9 protein-coding genes and 1 tRNA gene are annotated in these 15,635 nt (G+C 59.2%); 8 read left to right on the plus strand and 2 right to left on the minus strand.

Annotated elements, in window-relative coordinates; translation table 11 throughout:
* On the plus strand, nucleotides 1–1,404 hold a 1,404-nt coding region (locus DDE20_RS17910; RefSeq protein ID WP_205961706.1), incomplete at its 5' end, for an ATP-binding protein.
* A 61-nt stretch (nucleotides 1,405–1,465) separates the two neighbouring features.
* Nucleotides 1,466–4,549 (plus strand): type III restriction-modification system endonuclease, encoded by a 3,084-nt coding sequence (locus DDE20_RS17915; protein WP_116559904.1) that lies wholly within the window; start codon nucleotides 1,466–1,468, stop codon nucleotides 4,547–4,549.
* 305 nt (nucleotides 4,550–4,854) lie between these two features.
* Here DDE20_RS17915 and DDE20_RS17920 read toward each other — a convergent pair whose 3' ends face one another.
* The gene (locus DDE20_RS17920) at nucleotides 4,855–6,435 is read right to left on the minus strand and encodes a DUF6538 domain-containing protein (RefSeq protein WP_116559905.1); all 1,581 of its coding nucleotides are present in this window, start codon (nucleotides 6,433–6,435) and stop codon (nucleotides 4,855–4,857) included.
* A gap of 89 nt (nucleotides 6,436–6,524) precedes the next feature.
* Nucleotides 6,525–6,600: transfer RNA gene (locus DDE20_RS17925), tRNA-Ile, on the minus strand.
* Between the two features lie 187 nt (nucleotides 6,601–6,787).
* Between DDE20_RS17925 and DDE20_RS17930 the strand changes: the two genes are divergently transcribed.
* The 6 genes from DDE20_RS17930 (at nucleotide 6,788) to DDE20_RS17955 (ending at nucleotide 15,633) form a co-directional block, all read left to right on the plus strand.
* Nucleotides 6,788–8,299, plus strand: coding sequence for a hypothetical protein (locus tag DDE20_RS17930; RefSeq protein WP_116559906.1), 1,512 nt, complete (start codon nucleotides 6,788–6,790; stop codon nucleotides 8,297–8,299).
* A 125-nt stretch (nucleotides 8,300–8,424) separates the two neighbouring features.
* Nucleotides 8,425–9,468 carry a phosphoribosylformylglycinamidine cyclo-ligase gene (purM, locus tag DDE20_RS17935; protein ID WP_116559907.1) on the plus strand — a complete coding sequence of 348 codons (1,044 nt, stop codon included), beginning with the start codon at nucleotides 8,425–8,427 and terminating at the stop codon, nucleotides 9,466–9,468.
* Nucleotides 9,465–10,064 carry a phosphoribosylglycinamide formyltransferase gene (gene purN, locus DDE20_RS17940; RefSeq protein ID WP_276308542.1) on the plus strand — a complete coding sequence of 200 codons (600 nt, stop codon included), beginning with the start codon at nucleotides 9,465–9,467 and terminating at the stop codon, nucleotides 10,062–10,064. Before purM ends, purN begins: the two co-directional genes overlap by 4 nt.
* A gap of 314 nt (nucleotides 10,065–10,378) precedes the next feature.
* Nucleotides 10,379–11,572, plus strand: a complete 1,194-nt coding sequence (sucC, locus tag DDE20_RS17945) for an ADP-forming succinate--CoA ligase subunit beta (RefSeq protein ID WP_116559908.1) — start codon at nucleotides 10,379–10,381, stop codon at nucleotides 11,570–11,572.
* A 4-nt stretch (nucleotides 11,573–11,576) separates the two neighbouring features.
* Entirely contained in the window at nucleotides 11,577–12,461 is an 885-nt protein-coding gene (gene sucD, locus DDE20_RS17950) for a succinate--CoA ligase subunit alpha (RefSeq protein ID WP_116559909.1), read from the plus strand.
* 199 nt (nucleotides 12,462–12,660) lie between these two features.
* Complete coding sequence (locus DDE20_RS17955) at nucleotides 12,661–15,633, plus strand: 2-oxoglutarate dehydrogenase E1 component (RefSeq protein ID WP_116559910.1); 2,973 nt, start codon at nucleotides 12,661–12,663, stop codon at nucleotides 15,631–15,633.
* The last annotated feature ends 2 nt before the right edge of the window (nucleotides 15,634–15,635 follow it).

Raw genomic sequence — 15,635 nt, forward strand, 5'->3', positions numbered from 1 at the left:
GCATCAGGCATCATGTCCCGCGTCAGCGCCAATTCCGAATACTTGAGGTTCGGAATTGACCCTGCCGCTCACAACTGGGGAATTTTCAAACGGCGGTTTTGGGGAGATTACATCCGGCGATTACAGAAGGGGCATTACTATTCGCGGTCGGGCGAAAGCCTCGCCTCCTTGAGCCTCGCCAAGCTGGATGAAATCCGCGCCCAGACGATCACAACGGATTGGAGCGCGCAGCTGGTCGAAGGGGCGACGCTGGATGATCTGGATCCCGCGGCCATCGAGCGCGCGCGCAGTGATTTCGCCCTGAAACACCAGAACCGCATTCCCCCTGACGAGGTGCGCGGCTGGTCTGTGGCCACCCTGCTGGACCGTGCCAAGGTCACGCAACGCGGCCAGGTCACCCGCGCGGCTTTGCTGTTGCTGGGACGCGGTGAGAGCGCCCATCTGTTGTCGCCGAATCCTGCCCAGATTACTTGGAAGCTGGTGGGGCAAGAAAGTGCCTACGAGCATTTCGGTCCGCCGTTCCTTCTGGCGACTTCGCAACTGTATCAACGCATTCGCAATATCCAGCTACGTCTGCTGCCGGATGATGAACTGCTGCCGCATGAGGTGTCGAAATACGATCAGAAGGTCGTGCTGGAGGCACTGCACAATTGCATCGCCCATCAGGATTACCGCCTGAACCAACGGGTGATCGTCACCGAGAAGCCGGATCGGCTGGTCTTCGAGAACGCAGGCCGGTTTTTCGAGGGCATGCCCGAAGATTACGTGCGCGGTGATAAATCGCCCCGTGGCTACCGCAACCCGTATCTGGTGCAGGCGATGGTCGAGCTGAACATGATCGACCAGATGGGATACGGGATCCAGCAGATGTATGAAACGCAGCGCAGGCGCTATCTGCCGATGCCGGATTACGAAGTGTCGGATGATGCGGTCGAGATGACGATCTCTGGTGGCGTGGTCGATCCCGCCTATACGCGGGTGCTGATGGAAAATGGCGGATTGAAATTGGTTGACGTGCTGGCGCTGGACCGCGTGCAGAAGGGGCTGGAAGTGCCAGACAGCGCGATACAGGCGCTCAAACGCAAGGGGTTAGTTGAGGGACGCAAGCCGCGGTTCCGTGTGTCAGCGGCTGTCGCAGCGGCCTCTTCCAAGAAAGTGGATTACATCAAGCATCGTGCGTTCGAAGAGCAACATTATGCGGATTGGATCGTGCAGTATCTACGAGAGTTCGGCGCCGCCTCACGAAAGGACGTTGATGATCTGCTCTGGGATAAGCTCAGCGATGCGTTGGATGAAACGCAGAAGAAAAATAAAATAGGTAATATTCTCGGTAGCTTACGGCGTAAGAAAGTGATTTTCAACGCTGGCTCCAAGGCGGTTCCATCATGGAGGCTGTGCGAATGAAACGGGAACATTCTACGAAAGAAGTTACGAAAGAAGCGCCTCGTTTACGAAAGAGACTGCCATGAAAATCAAATTCAAATCGCAGCCCTACCAGACGCAGGCCGTGGATGCGGTTGTTGAATGCTTTGCAGGTCAACCTCGTCAGGATCCGTTGAAATACACCGTTGATCCTGGGGCCGCGGCTCAGTCCCAGATGGAAGTTGAAGGCTTTGGAAATGGGGCTATCAAGCTGACTGAAGACGGATTGCTGGAGAACATCACCAAGGTTCAACGTCTTGCGATGCTGCCGCTTTCAGACAGCTTGAGCTATTTTGCGGATGACAAAGGCAAAAAGAAGCCTGCTAGCTATAAACCCGGTGCGACGGTCAATCTGGACGTTGAGATGGAGACCGGCACGGGCAAAACCTATGTCTACATCAAGACGATGTTCGAGCTGCACAAGCGTTATGGCTGGTCAAAGTTCATCATCATGGTGCCCAGCGTGGCTATCCGTGAAGGGGTGGCAAAGTCGATCGAGATGACCGCCGAGCATTTTCAGCAGGAATACGGCAAGAAGGTCCGTTCCTTCGTCTACAATTCGAAACGTTTGCACGAGCTGGAGAGCTTTTCGTCGGATTCTGGCATCAACGTTATGGTGATCAATGTGCAGGCGTTCAACGCGTCTGGGGCAGATAACCGGCGGATCTATGATGAGTTGGACGATTTCCAGTCGCGCAGGCCGATTGACGTAATTGCCAAGAACCGGCCAATCTTGATCTTGGATGAGCCGCAGAAAATGGAGGGGCCGGCGACGCAAACGGCACTCCCGAAGTTCAACCCATTGTTCATCATACGTTATTCCGCGACCCATCGCACAGTCCATAACAAGGTGCATCGTTTGGACGCCGTGGATGCCTTCAACCAGAAGCTGGTCAAGAAGATCCGTGTCCATGGTGTGGAAACAAAGGGCCTAAGCGGAACCAATCCATACCTGTTTCTGCATCGGATCGACACGTCCAGCGCATCCCCAGTGGCTTTCGTCGATATCGAGGTAAAGACCAAGACTGGCATCAAACGGGTGCACCGCAAGCTGGAACAGGGGCGTGATCTGTTCGATTTGTCGAAGGGACTGGAAGTCTACCGCGGTTTCACGGTCAGCAACATCGATGCGCGCGACGATACAGTTCACTTTACCAATGGTGATGTGCTGCACGCCGGTGAGGCATCGGGCGATGTGACGGAGCGCGATATCCGCCGGATCCAGATCCGCGAAACGATTGCCGCGCATATCGATCGCGAGCAGGTGTTGTTTGCGCGTGGCGTTAAAGTTCTGTCGCTCTTCTTTATCGACGAGGTCGTGAAGTATCGGGACTACGATCAGGATGACGATAAAGGGGAATACGCTCGCGTATTCGAAGAAGAATACACCCAGGCAGTCGCCGATCTGCTGAGTGAACTGCCTTTGGAGAGTGTCGAATATCGTAAACACCTTGAAGGAATCGATGTTTGCAAGACCCACCGAGGTTACTTTTCGATCGACAAAAAGGGGCGGATGACGGATCCGAAGGCGGCCGCGCGCGGAGAGCTTGCCGGGCAATCGACTGAGCCCAGCGACTATGATCTCATCCTGAAGGACAAAGAGCGACTGCTATCATTTGACGAGCCAACGCGGTTTATTTTCTCCCACTCTGCCCTGAGGGAGGGATGGGACAACCCCAATGTCTTTGTGATGTGCATGCTCAAGCACAACGAGAGCCAAAACACGATTTCGCGCCGCCAGGAGGTTGGCCGGGGCTTGAGGATTGCCGTCAACCGGAACGGTGAACGGATGGATCATCCCGCCACTGTGCATGACATCAATGTGCTGACTGTCGTTGCATCCGAGAGCTACAAAGGTTTTGTGACTGGACTGCAAAAAGAGATAGCGGAAAATCTTTCTGCCCGCCCTCAATTGGCAGATGCTGACTACTTCGAGGGGAAATCTCTAAAGACCGGCGATCTGGAGTTGGTGCTGGACAAAAAGCTGGCCAAAAGTCTTGAGAGATTCTTGATTAAGAACGACTACGTGGATGAAGATGGTCACATCACCGAAGCCTATCACGAAGCGCGCCAGTCCGAAGTGCTAGCCGCGTTGCCGGAAGGCCTTGAAGCACATAGGGATGCAGCTTTTGCGTTGATAGATACGGTGTTCAGTAGCGCCGCCCTCAATGGCATGCTGAGCAATGGGCGTGCTCCGAAGAAAAACAAACTGAACGACAATTTCGACCGCAAAGAATTTCAAGAACTATGGCGGCGCATCAATCGTAAGGCCGTTTATCAGGTCGATTTCGACAGCGCCGCCCTGGTCAAAAGCTGCATTGACCGACTGGAACGGGACCTGTCGGTTGCGCCGCTGCAATACTTGGTGACTGAAGGCACGCTGTCTGATGGTGTCACGGATGAGCAATTTCGCTCGGGCGACGCCTTTGTTCAACGGAAGCTTCGCACCGAAACGGGGACCAGTGCTCATTCTCGTGTTTCCTATGATGTGATCGGTGCAATTTGCGAGAATACGGACCTGACACGCCGGACAGTCGGTGAAATTCTCGGCGGTATTCAGGCTGTTAAATTTGCTGAATTTGCAAAGAATCCCGAACAGTTCATCGCCGACGCGTCGCATATGATCCAGGAGCAGAAGGCGACTGCAATTATCGAAAAGCTGACCTATGATGCATTAGAAGAGCGGTATTCATCTGAACTGTTCACAGCGGGAGAGACCGGTAATGACTTCAAAAAGGCCACTGATAAGCTGAAAAACCACGTTTATGACTATGCCATAGTTGATTCCAAGGTTGAACGCGAGTTTGTTAAGGATCTCGATACCAGCTCGGAAGTAATCATCTATTCAAAACTGCCACGAGGGTTCCTCATTCCCACCCCTGTGGGCGACTATAATCCTGACTGGGCGATCGCGTTCAAAGAGGGAGGGGTTAAGCATCTATATTTCGTTGCTGAAACGAAGTCTGACTTGCCGTCAATGAAAATGCGCGAGCTTGAACAAACCAAGATTAAATGCGCGCGCAAGTTCTTTGACGAAATTGGCAGGCGGATCAACGAAGATCAGGTGAAATATGATGTCGTGACCAACTATTCAGACTTGATGAGGCTAGTTAAGGTTACCGAATAAAAAACTATTTCTCCGCTGGTCTTCGCTGCATTGTCGAGGTCCGGTATGTGATGTGCCTTGCAAAAGCGTGTCGCGTTCAATGAGATTCCAGCATTCACCTGTTAGCGTGAGGCAGTGTTGGCAACCCCAACGCGCTCACGCTAACAGGTGAACTCAATTGGGCGCGACATGCCCTAATCCGTGTTGAAAAAAGGGCTTCACACCAAACAGGGGAGGTGATTTAAGCTGGCTTTCTATTTTGGAAGCAGTAGCTGGTGCTGCCAAGTTACGCCTGCGTTGAGCTATAATTTCCCTCTCGATTATATTCATCGCGAAAGGTCATAGTCGGGCAAGGCGTCAATAGCTTTGACTTTCGCCTTGAGGGTCACGTCACCGTAGCCGTCGCCTGCTGTGCGTCCAGCATGTCCTTGTATGGCGTCGATAACGCGGTCTGAAATCCCAAGCTCGCGCGCAGTTGTTTTTAGTCTGTGCCTCCAGGCGTGGTTCGGCTGCACTCCTTCAGGTGCGATTTTCGAACGGCGTAGCCACTTTGCCAGTTCATCTGAAACGCTCGCCGAAGCCGTCGCATACTTCTCCGGATCGCTAGCGCCGTGGAACAACGGTCCGTCGTCCGCAGCATTCACAAAATTGATGAACCCGAGGACGATGATCTGCCGATGAAGTGGCACATCCCTCCAGCCACCAGCCTTAACTGTGCCTGCGTCGGGGGTAATGCGCATGATCCAGTTATCGCCTTCTTGGCGTATGTCTTGCTTGCGAAGCTGCGTGATCTCAGAAATCCTGGCACCAGAAAATGCACAAAGAAGTGGCGCCCACCGCTTTGCTGCTGTCATGTGTGAGGTTTCTCGGACGAAGCCAAATTGGTTTGCCTTTGGCTGATGTGCGAGAGAGGCCCTTAAGACTGCGAGGGCCTCGACGTCGGTGAACCCGCGCTCTCGCCCTTGCGTTCTACGAGGCTTTGGTTGCCGAACAGACGCAGCGACGTTTTCGCTTAAGCGGTCATTCTCGTGTGCCCATTTGAACAATGAGCGAATCGTCGAAAGATATATTCCGCTGACGGTTGTCGGACTTAGCTGGCAAACGTTGAGTAAATGGTCGCGCCACGAGAGCAGATCTTTCTTCGTGATCCGACTCGCGTCATCGTGCTTCAAGAATCGGCGTAGGTTTTTAAGCACTGGCTCCTGACGCTTGCCGCCATCTCTAATAAACCCGGCTTGAACCCGTGATGCGAGATAATCCGTCCAAAGATTTGACAAGCTCACCGGCTCGGGTTTTTCAGAGATAGTGTCGAAGTTTGCGAGAAAAGGATGCCCTACGGTTCCTGAGAAATCCCCCTCATCGCGCTCGACAACCCTCGAAAGCGCCTCGAATTCAGCGATGCACAGTGCGCGCGCTAGGCTGCGCCACGCATCTGAAGGTCGTGTCACATTCGTATTCCCCTGGCGCCGATAGTGCTCAATCCAACCTCCTGCAAGTGCATGCAGGCGGTCGTCGGGCAATTTCCCCGCGATTGCGTCTCGAAGTTCCCCGACAAGCATGTCATCCAAACCGATAGATGCATAGCGAACGTCGTTTCTCAGTTCCTCATCAAAAGAAAGGCGTCCTTGATAGTGGTGTGCTGCCATCTCTTGGGCGGACAACGGGAAGATAGCGCCGCGGACCTCGGCAGAATTGAGATTTGCCTTGCGTTCGGCTGTCGCAATCTCTCGCTGCAGGCGAGCGACAGCAGCGGAATGTTCTCGCAAAGCAATTCGACGATCACTGCCAAGAGCTTCAATAAGCTCTGTTCGCGGTTCGTCGAGATACGGCCGTAACCGCTCTGGGACAGCAACTCGAGCATAGAATCGCCCGCTCTTCTCTTTCCAATACCGCAACTTTCCTGCCATGCTGCCCACCACTTTGGAACCAATTCTGGCACAGAAAATGGCACAACGCTCTGATTTGCAAGCAATTGTTTTGATTCAATCGGTTGCATTGGTAGGCCCGGAGGGATTCGAACCCCCAGCCAAGGCGTTATGAGCGCCCTGCTCTAACCATTGAGCTACAGGCCCAGCCAGCCTCTGAGTAGCAGGTTGAGCATGGCCGTCAAGAACCGGTGTTGGCGCGCGGGCGATACCACCGGCGGTTGGGGAATGGCCGCGCGGGTGGGGTGATGGCGTCGATAGCTGCCTGCCATGTGCAATATCGCCGCCCTGCATTATAGTTAACGCCGCCCCTGTGTTCGCGTGGATTCGCTGTATGAACTGCCTGCCCCTGTCTGTCGCCCTGATCGCACTGGCCGTGGCTCCTTGGGCGCTGGCCGATCCGCTGCCCGATCCCCCGCCCAATCCCTTGCCCGCCGATCCCCTGCCCGAACCACTGCCCGCCCCTCTACCCGAAGCGCCGCCCGAACTGGCCGAAGACACCACCGAGGACACCGCCGAGGACGGCAGAGAGGACGGTTTTCTGTCCGAAGCCGACGATCCTACCCTCTATGCCTATCTGCGCCCCGAGGGGGTGGAGGTGATCAACTACGGAGTGCTGCTGGACGGCATCTATGGCGAGATATTCGCGGTGCAAACCGCGCTGAACGCAGCGCTTGAGACCTGCGAGATGGAGCTGCGGGTCGAGACCGATGGCGCGTTCGGCTTTGGCACGCGCGCGGCGATCCGGCAGTTGACCAGCTGCGATGATATCCGCGCGCAGCTACCGCGCAATTCCGCCGCCCGCGACGGCGCCGTGACCCGCGCGCTGTGGCAGGCACTGCTGCCCGAACGGCCCGTCCCCGGCCCCTATCAGCGTATGCAAGCGATCCTGCAAGCCTTTGAAGACACGCCGTTTCAAGCGCCCGCGCAGTGGAACTTCTGCCAGAATGCGCCGGTCTATGACCCACAGGAAGACCAGCTTGACTGCTATTCCAACGACAGTTCCTCGTATCTGACATGGGGGCCGCATGGGGCGACGGCGGGCTGGGGGCAGGAGTTGCTGATCATCCTCGCGCAGGTCGACGCGCAGCATTCCGCGCTGATCGACGCGGCCTTTGGCGATGAGGCCGCGGCGGTGCGGCGCAGCACCCATCTGGGCCGACGACTGCATCCTGTGCTCGACCGCGAGGTGATCGACGACAGCGAGGTCGAACGCTATCTATGCAGCGTGTTCATCGACCCCGCGCGGCGCGAGATCTGGGCCGAGGGCTTCGCCAATCTGGCCGCCAGCGCGCAGGTGCGCGAGATCTATACCGCGCTGTTTCGGGCCAATAATTTCGATGGTGGCAAGATATTCACCCTGCTGCGGGCCTGGCGCTCGGTGGGGCTGGAGCCGACCGAGATCGACTTCGGCTTTTTCATGGACCGCGCCGCGCATAGTTCGGTCCGGTTCTCCACCTATATTGCCGCGCTGGAGCGGATTCGCGCGCGCAACGGCGGCTTTCCCAGCCCGGCCGAGATCCGCCGCCAGATTTCGCGCGATATCCGCCCGCGCAACCGTGAGCAGCGGCTGCAACGACTGGGCCGCGATGTGGCCTTCTATTATGATGCGCTGCAGGCGGAGTTGAACACCTATGAGCGCCGCGCATGGCGCAATCGCGGGCGGCGGCGCGCGGCGGCCATCGGGTTGAGCGATGACCGCCCCGCACCCGAGATCGCCTTTGTTCCGAACCTGATCTGGACGCCCGATGGCAGCGCCCCCTTGACCGCCGAGGAGCGCGATATCTGCCCCGAGGTGGTGCTCAACCCGCGCCCGCAATCGGCCTCGCCCGAGTATCGCCGCTGATCCGCGGGATGATCCCGCCCCTGCGCCCACTGCCGCGCGCAGAGAGCGCAAACAGTGGTAATGGCGCATTGAAGCCCGCGGCATGATACGGTAACGCAGCGGCAGATTTGGCCCGGGAGTGCGATATGAGCAATAAAGACGAGCTGACCTATGCGCAGGCAGGGGTGGATATCGACGCAGGCAACGCGCTGGTCGACCGGATCAAACCGGCGGCGAAACGCACCGCACGGTCGGGCACGATGGCCGGATTGGGCGGCTTTGGCGCGCTGTTTGATCTCAAGGCCGCGGGCTATGATGATCCGGTGCTGGTGGCAGCGACCGACGGGGTGGGCACCAAGCTGCGCATCGCGATTGACACCGGCGTGGTCGACAGCATCGGCATTGATCTGGTCGCCATGTGCGTCAATGATCTGGTCTGCCAAGGCGCCGAGCCTTTGTTTTTCCTCGATTATTTCGCCACCGGCAAGCTGGATGTCGATCAGGCCGCAACGATCATCGAAGGCATTGCCGAGGGCTGCGCGCAATCGGGTTGCGCGCTGATCGGCGGCGAGACTGCCGAGATGCCGGGGATGTATCACAAGGGTGATTTCGATCTCGCCGGTTTTGCCGTTGGCGCGATGGAACGCGGCGCGGAGCTGCCTGCGGGCGTGGCGGCGGGCGATGTGCTCTTGGGCCTCGCCTCCAACGGGGTGCATTCCAACGGCTATTCCTTGGTGCGCAAAGTGGTCGAAAAGGCCGGGTTGGGCTGGGCTGATCCTTCGCCGTTCAGCGAGGGCACGCTGGGCGAGGCATTGCTGGCGCCGACGCGGCTTTATGTCAAACAGGCGCTGGCGGCGCTGCGGGCCGGCGGCGTGCATGCGCTGGCCCATATCACCGGCGGCGGGCTGACCGAGAACCTGCCGCGCGTGCTGCCCGAGGGTTTGGGCGCCGATATCGACCTTGGCGCATGGGATCTGCCGCCGGTGTTTGACTGGCTGGCGCGCGAGGCAAATCTCTCCGAGGCGGAACTGCTGAAAACCTTCAACTCCGGCATCGGCATGATCGTTGTCGTCGAGGCCGGTCGCGCCGAGGCATTGACCGCATTGCTAGAAGAACACGGCGAGACCGTCAGCCGCTTGGGCGAAGTCACCGCCACAGCGGGCGTGCGTTACTCGGGGTCCATCCTGTGACAGACCACCACAAACGGGTCGCCATCCTGATTTCAGGCGGCGGCTCGAATATGGTGACTTTGGCGCAATCCATGCAGGGCGACCATCCGGCGCGACCGGTGCTGGTGCTGTCCAACAACCCGCAGGCCAAAGGGCTGGAGCGCGCCGCCGAGATGGGCATTCCCACCGCCGCCGTCGATCACCGCCCGTTCAAAGGCGACCGCACGGCCTTCGAGGCGGCGCTGTTGCAACCCTTGCTGGAGGCGCGCCCCGATGTGCTCTGTCTGGCCGGGTTCATGCGCATTCTGACCGGCGGGTTTATCGAGCGCTTCCACGGGCGGATGCTCAATATCCATCCCTCGCTGCTGCCCAAATACCCCGGATTGAACACCCACCAGCGCGCACTTGATGCGGGCGACGCGCAGGCCGGCTGTTCGGTGCATGAGGTGATCGCCGATCTCGACGCCGGGCCGATCCTTGCCCAAGCCACGGTGCCGGTGTTGCCGGATGACACCTCCGAGACGCTGGCAGCACGGGTGCTCGAACAGGAGCACCGGCTTTATCCGGCGGTCCTGCGGCGCTTTGCCAGCGGCGATCGCAGCTTGCTCACCCTCTGATCACTGCCCCGCGCATCGGCTGTCTCTCGCCCTGCGACAGAGCGGCCGGTTGACGCCCCGCGCGCCGCGGCCCTACCCTGCGGCATGGCAATCAATGACACCTCTGAGGCGAAATGCGGGCAACATCCGGCCCGATTCTCGGGAAAAATGCGAAACCCGCACACGGAAATTTGCGTTGTGATCACACCCTTCAAAAGTGTGATCACAAACCCGAGAAAAACCCGCCTTTCGACAGTTTTACCTGATAAAACCTTTTATAATGCAGTGGTTTCATGCCATGACTTCTAGCAATTGCACCAGACAAGGGTAGTTCCGTGAACATTCATGAATACCAGGCTAAGGCCTTGCTTCGCAGCTACGGCGTTCCGGTCTCTGACGGCCGCATCGTTCTGCGCGCCGAAGAAGCCAAAAGCGCCGCCGGCGAAATGGATGGCCCGCTGTGGGTTGTCAAAGCCCAGATTCACGCCGGTGGACGCGGCAAGGGCACCTTCAAAGAGGCGTCGGCCGGTGAAAAAGGCGGTGTGCGCCTGACCAAATCCGTCGCCGAAGCCGCCGAGCAGGCCAGCCTGATGCTGGGCCGCACGCTGGTGACGCATCAGACCGGCCCCGCCGGTAAGGTGGTCAACCGCATCTATATCGAGGACGGCTCGGACATCGAGACCGAACTCTACCTCGCGCTGCTGGTCGACCGCGCCACCAGCCGCGTGTCCTTTGTCGTCTCCACCGAGGGCGGCATGGACATCGAAGAGGTCGCCGCGTCGACCCCCGAAAAGATCCTCTCGTTCACCGTTGACCCCGCCACCGGCATTCAGGGTTTCCACGGTCGCCGCGTCGCTTTCGCGCTGGGGCTTGAGGGCAAGCAGGTCAAGCAATGCGTCGATCTGATCAACAAGCTCTATAAGCTGTTCATCGAGCGTGACGCCGAGATGATCGAGATCAACCCGCTGATCGTCACCGACACCGGCGACCTGAAATGCCTCGACGCCAAGATGGGCTTTGATTCGAACGCGCTCTACCGCCAGCCCGACATTCTGGCGCTGCGCGACGAGACCGAGGAAGACCCCAAGGAACTGGCCGCTTCGAAGTTCGACCTGAACTATATCGCCCTCGACGGCGAAATCGGCTGCATGGTCAACGGCGCCGGTCTGGCCATGGCGACGATGGACATCATCAAGCTGTATGGTGCCGAGCCTGCCAACTTCCTCGATGTGGGCGGTGGCGCGACCAAGGAAAAGGTCACCGAAGCCTTCAAGATCATCACCTCGGACCCGCAGGTCAAAGGCATTCTGGTCAATATCTTCGGCGGCATCATGCGCTGCGATGTCATCGCCGAAGGCGTGATCGCCGCGGTCAAGGAAATGGGCCTCGAAGTGCCGCTGGTCGTGCGCCTTGAGGGCACGAATGTCGAATTGGGCAAGCAGATCATCAACGAATCCGGCTTGAACGTGATCGCCGCCGACAACCTGTCGGACGCCGCGCAGAAGATCGTCAAAGCGGTGAAGGGATAACACTATGGCCATTCTCGTAAACAACAACACCAAGGTCATCTGCCAGGGCTTCACCGGCTCGCAGGGCACCTTCCACTCGGAACAGGCGATTGCCTATGGCACCAAAATGGTCGGCGGGGTAACGCCGGGCAAAGGTGGCACCACGCATCTGGACCTGCCGGTGTTCAACTCGGTGCATGAGGCCCGCGCAGTGACCGAGGCCAACGCTTCGGTGATCTACGTCCCGCCGCCCTTTGCCGCCGATTCGATCCTCGAGGCGATCGACGCCGAGATGGAGCTGATCGTCTGCATCACCGAGGGCATTCCGGTGCTCGACATGATGCGCGTCAAACGCGCGCTCGAAGGCTCGCGCAGCCGCTTGATCGGCCCCAACTGCCCCGGCGTGATCACCCCGGACGCCTGCAAAATCGGCATCATGCCCGGCCATATCCACCAGCGTGGCTCGGTCGGTGTGGTCTCGCGCTCGGGCACGCTGACCTATGAGGCGGTCAAACAGACCACCGATCTGGGTCTTGGCCAATCGACCGCAGTCGGCATCGGCGGCGACCCGATCAAGGGCACCGAGCATATCGACGTGCTCGACATGTTCCTTGACGACGACGAGACCGCCTCGATCATCATGATCGGCGAAATCGGCGGCACCGCCGAAGAGGAAGCCGCAGAGTTTCTCGCCGAGCAGAAGAAAAAAGGCCGCTGGAAGCCGACCGCAGGCTTTATCGCCGGACGCACCGCGCCTCCGGGCCGCCGCATGGGCCACGCTGGCGCCATCGTCTCGGGCGGTCAGGGCGACGCGGAAAGCAAGATCGAAGCCATGCGCTCGGCAGGGATCATCGTTGCCGACAGCCCCGCGACGCTGGGCGAAGCGGTGATGAAAGCGATCGAAGGGTGACAGAAACCGGCACGCCTAATGCCCAGCTACCAGATATTTCCTGCCCTCGGGCAGGTCTTGGCCAGCAGCGCAGCGTGCCCCCAGTTTACCCGTTTTCACCGACCATACGCGGCCCATTCTTGGGCCGCGTCATTCGTAGGGTGGCCCTCACCCTATGCGCATCTCTTTGCAAACCGTTCTCACGGAGAGGACTAGTCTCATGAACGACCAAAGCCCCAACGACGCAATGCACGCATCTTCGTTCCTTGATGGGGCGAATGCCGAATATATCGACCAGCTTCAGGCGCGTTACGCGCAGGACCCGGCCAGCGTAGACGCCGCTTGGGCCGCCTTCTTTGAAGCCACCGGTGACGATGACGCCACCGCCACCCGTCAGGCCGCTGGCCCGAGCTGGGCGCGCGCCGATTGGCCGCCAAGCCCGCGCGACGAGCTGACCAACGCCCTGACCGGCGAATGGCCCGCCGAGACCCCCGCGCCCGAAGCGCAGGCCGCCGGTGACAAAATCCGCGCCAAAGCCGAAGAAAAAGGCATTGAGCTGAGCGATACGCAGGTGCAGCGCGCTGTTCTCGACAGCCTGCGCGCCCTGATGATCATCCGCGCCTACCGCATCCGCGGGCATCTGGCCGCTGATCTCGACCCGCTCAACCACCGCGACGAGACCCCGCATCCCGAGCTGGATCCGGCCAACTACGGCTTCACCGATGCCGATATGGACCGGCCGATTTTCATCGACAATGTGCTCGGCCTGCAGGTCGCCAGCATGCGCCAGATCCTCGAGATCCTAAAGCGCACCTATTGCGGCACTTTCGCGCTGCAATTCATGCATATCTCCGACCCCGAACAGGCCGCTTGGCTCAAAGAGCGTATCGAGGGCTACGGCAAGGATATCTCCTTCACCCGCATGGGCCGCCGCGCGATCCTCAACAAGCTGGTCGAGGCCGAGGGTTTCGAGAAATTCCTCCACGTCAAATATATGGGCACCAAGCGCTTCGGCCTTGATGGTGCCGAGGCGCTGATCCCCGCGATGGAGCAGATCATCAAGCGCGGCGGTGCGCTCGGGGTCAAGGAAATCGCGGTCGGCATGCCCCACCGTGGCCGCCTCAACGTGCTGGCCAATGTGATGGGCAAGCCGTTCCGCGCGATCTTTAACGAGTTTCAGGGCGGCAGCTTCAAACCCGAAGACGTCGATGGCTCGGGCGATGTGAAATACCACCTCGGCGCCTCGTCGGACCGCGAGTTTGACGGCAACTCGGTGCATCTGTCGCTGACCGCCAACCCCTCGCATCTTGAGGCGGTGAATCCGGTGGTGCTGGGCAAGGTCCGCGCCAAACAGGACCAGTTCAACGACGAAAAGCGCGATCAGGTGCTGCCGATCCTGCTGCATGGTGACGCGGCCTTTGCCGGTCAGGGTGTGGTCGCGGAATGCTTTGGCCTCTCGGGCCTCAAGGGGCATCGCACCGGCGGCACCCTGCATATCGTGGTCAACAACCAGATCGGGTTCACCACCGCGCCGCATTTCAGCCGCTCCAGCCCCTATCCCACGGATATCGCGCTGATGGTCGAAGCGCCGATCTTCCACGTCAACGGCGATGACCCCGAGGCCGTGGTCCATGCCGCCAAGGTCGCCATCGAGTTCCGCCAGCAGTTCGGCAAGGACGTGGTCATCGACATGTTCTGCTACCGCCGCTTTGGTCACAACGAGGGCGACGAGCCCATGTTCACCAATCCGGTGATGTACAACACGATCAAAAAGCACAAAACCACGCTGCAGCTCTATACCGAGCGTCTGGTCGCTGACGGGCTGATCCCCGAGGGCGAGATCGACGATATGAAGGCCGCCTTCCAGGCCCATCTCAACGAAGAATTCGAGATCGGCAAAGACTACCGCCCGAACAAGGCCGACTGGCTGGACGGGCGCTGGAAGTCCTTCAAAGCCAAGGACATGCAGAACTACCAGCGCGGCGAAACCTGCATCACGCCGGAAACGCTGGCCGAGGTCGGCAAAGGGCTGACCACGGTGCCCGCCGATTTCAAAGGTCACCGCACGGTGCTGCGCCAGCTCGAGAACAAGAAAAAGATGTTCGAAAGCGGCGAGGGCTTTGACTGGGCCACCGCCGAGGCGCTCGCCTTTGGGTCGTTGCTCACCGAAAGCTTCCCGGTGCGTCTCTCGGGTCAGGATTCGACCCGCGGCACCTTCAGCCAGCGGCATTCGGCGCTGATCGACCAGAACACCGAAGAGCGGTATTTCCCGCTCAACCACATTCGCGCCGGTCAGGCGCGCTATGAGGTGATCGATTCGATGCTCTCGGAATACGCGGTGCTGGGTTTTGAATACGGCTACTCGCTGTCCGAACCCAACGCGCTGGTGCTCTGGGAGGCGCAGTTCGGCGACTTCGCCAATGGCGCGCAGATCATGTTCGACCAGTTCATCAACTCGGGCGAGAGCAAATGGCTGCGCATGTCCGGTCTGGTGATGCTGCTGCCGCATGGCTACGAGGGACAGGGCCCCGAGCACTCTTCGGCGCGTCTGGAGCGTTTCCTGCAACTCTCGGCCGAGGAAAACTGGATCATCGCCAATTGCTCGACACCGGCGAACTACTTCCACATCCTGCGCCGCCAGATGCACCGCGACTTCCGCAAGCCGCTGGTGCTGATGACGCCGAAATCGCTGCTGCGCCATCCGATGTGCATCAGCCGTGCCGAGGATATGACCACCGGTTCGGCCTTCCACCGCGTGCTCTGGGATGACGCGCAAAAGGGCAACTCCGAGCTGCAGCTCAAGCCCGACGAGGAGATCAAGCGCGTGGTGCTATGCTCGGGCAAGGTCTATTTCGACCTTCTGGCCGAGCGTGACAAGCGCGGGCTTGATGACGTCTATCTCTTGCGCGTCGAACAGCTCTATCCGGTGCCGACCCAGTCGCTGCGCAAGGAATTGAGCCGCTTCTTGCAGGCCGAGATCGTCTGGTGTCAGGAAGAGCCCAAGAACCAGGGCGCCTGGTCGTTCTTTGAGCCCAATCTGGAATGGGTGCTGACGCATATCGGCGCCCGCGAAACCCGCCCGCGTTATGCCGGGCGCAATGCATCGGCCTCGCCCGCCACCGGTCTGGCGTCGCGCCATAAGGCACAACAAGAAGCGCTGGTAGATGCCGCGCTGACGATTGAAGGGAACTAATC

The sequence above is a fragment of the Pararhodobacter oceanensis genome (assembly GCF_003076755.1).
Lineage (GTDB): Bacteria > Pseudomonadota > Alphaproteobacteria > Rhodobacterales > Rhodobacteraceae > Pararhodobacter > Pararhodobacter oceanensis.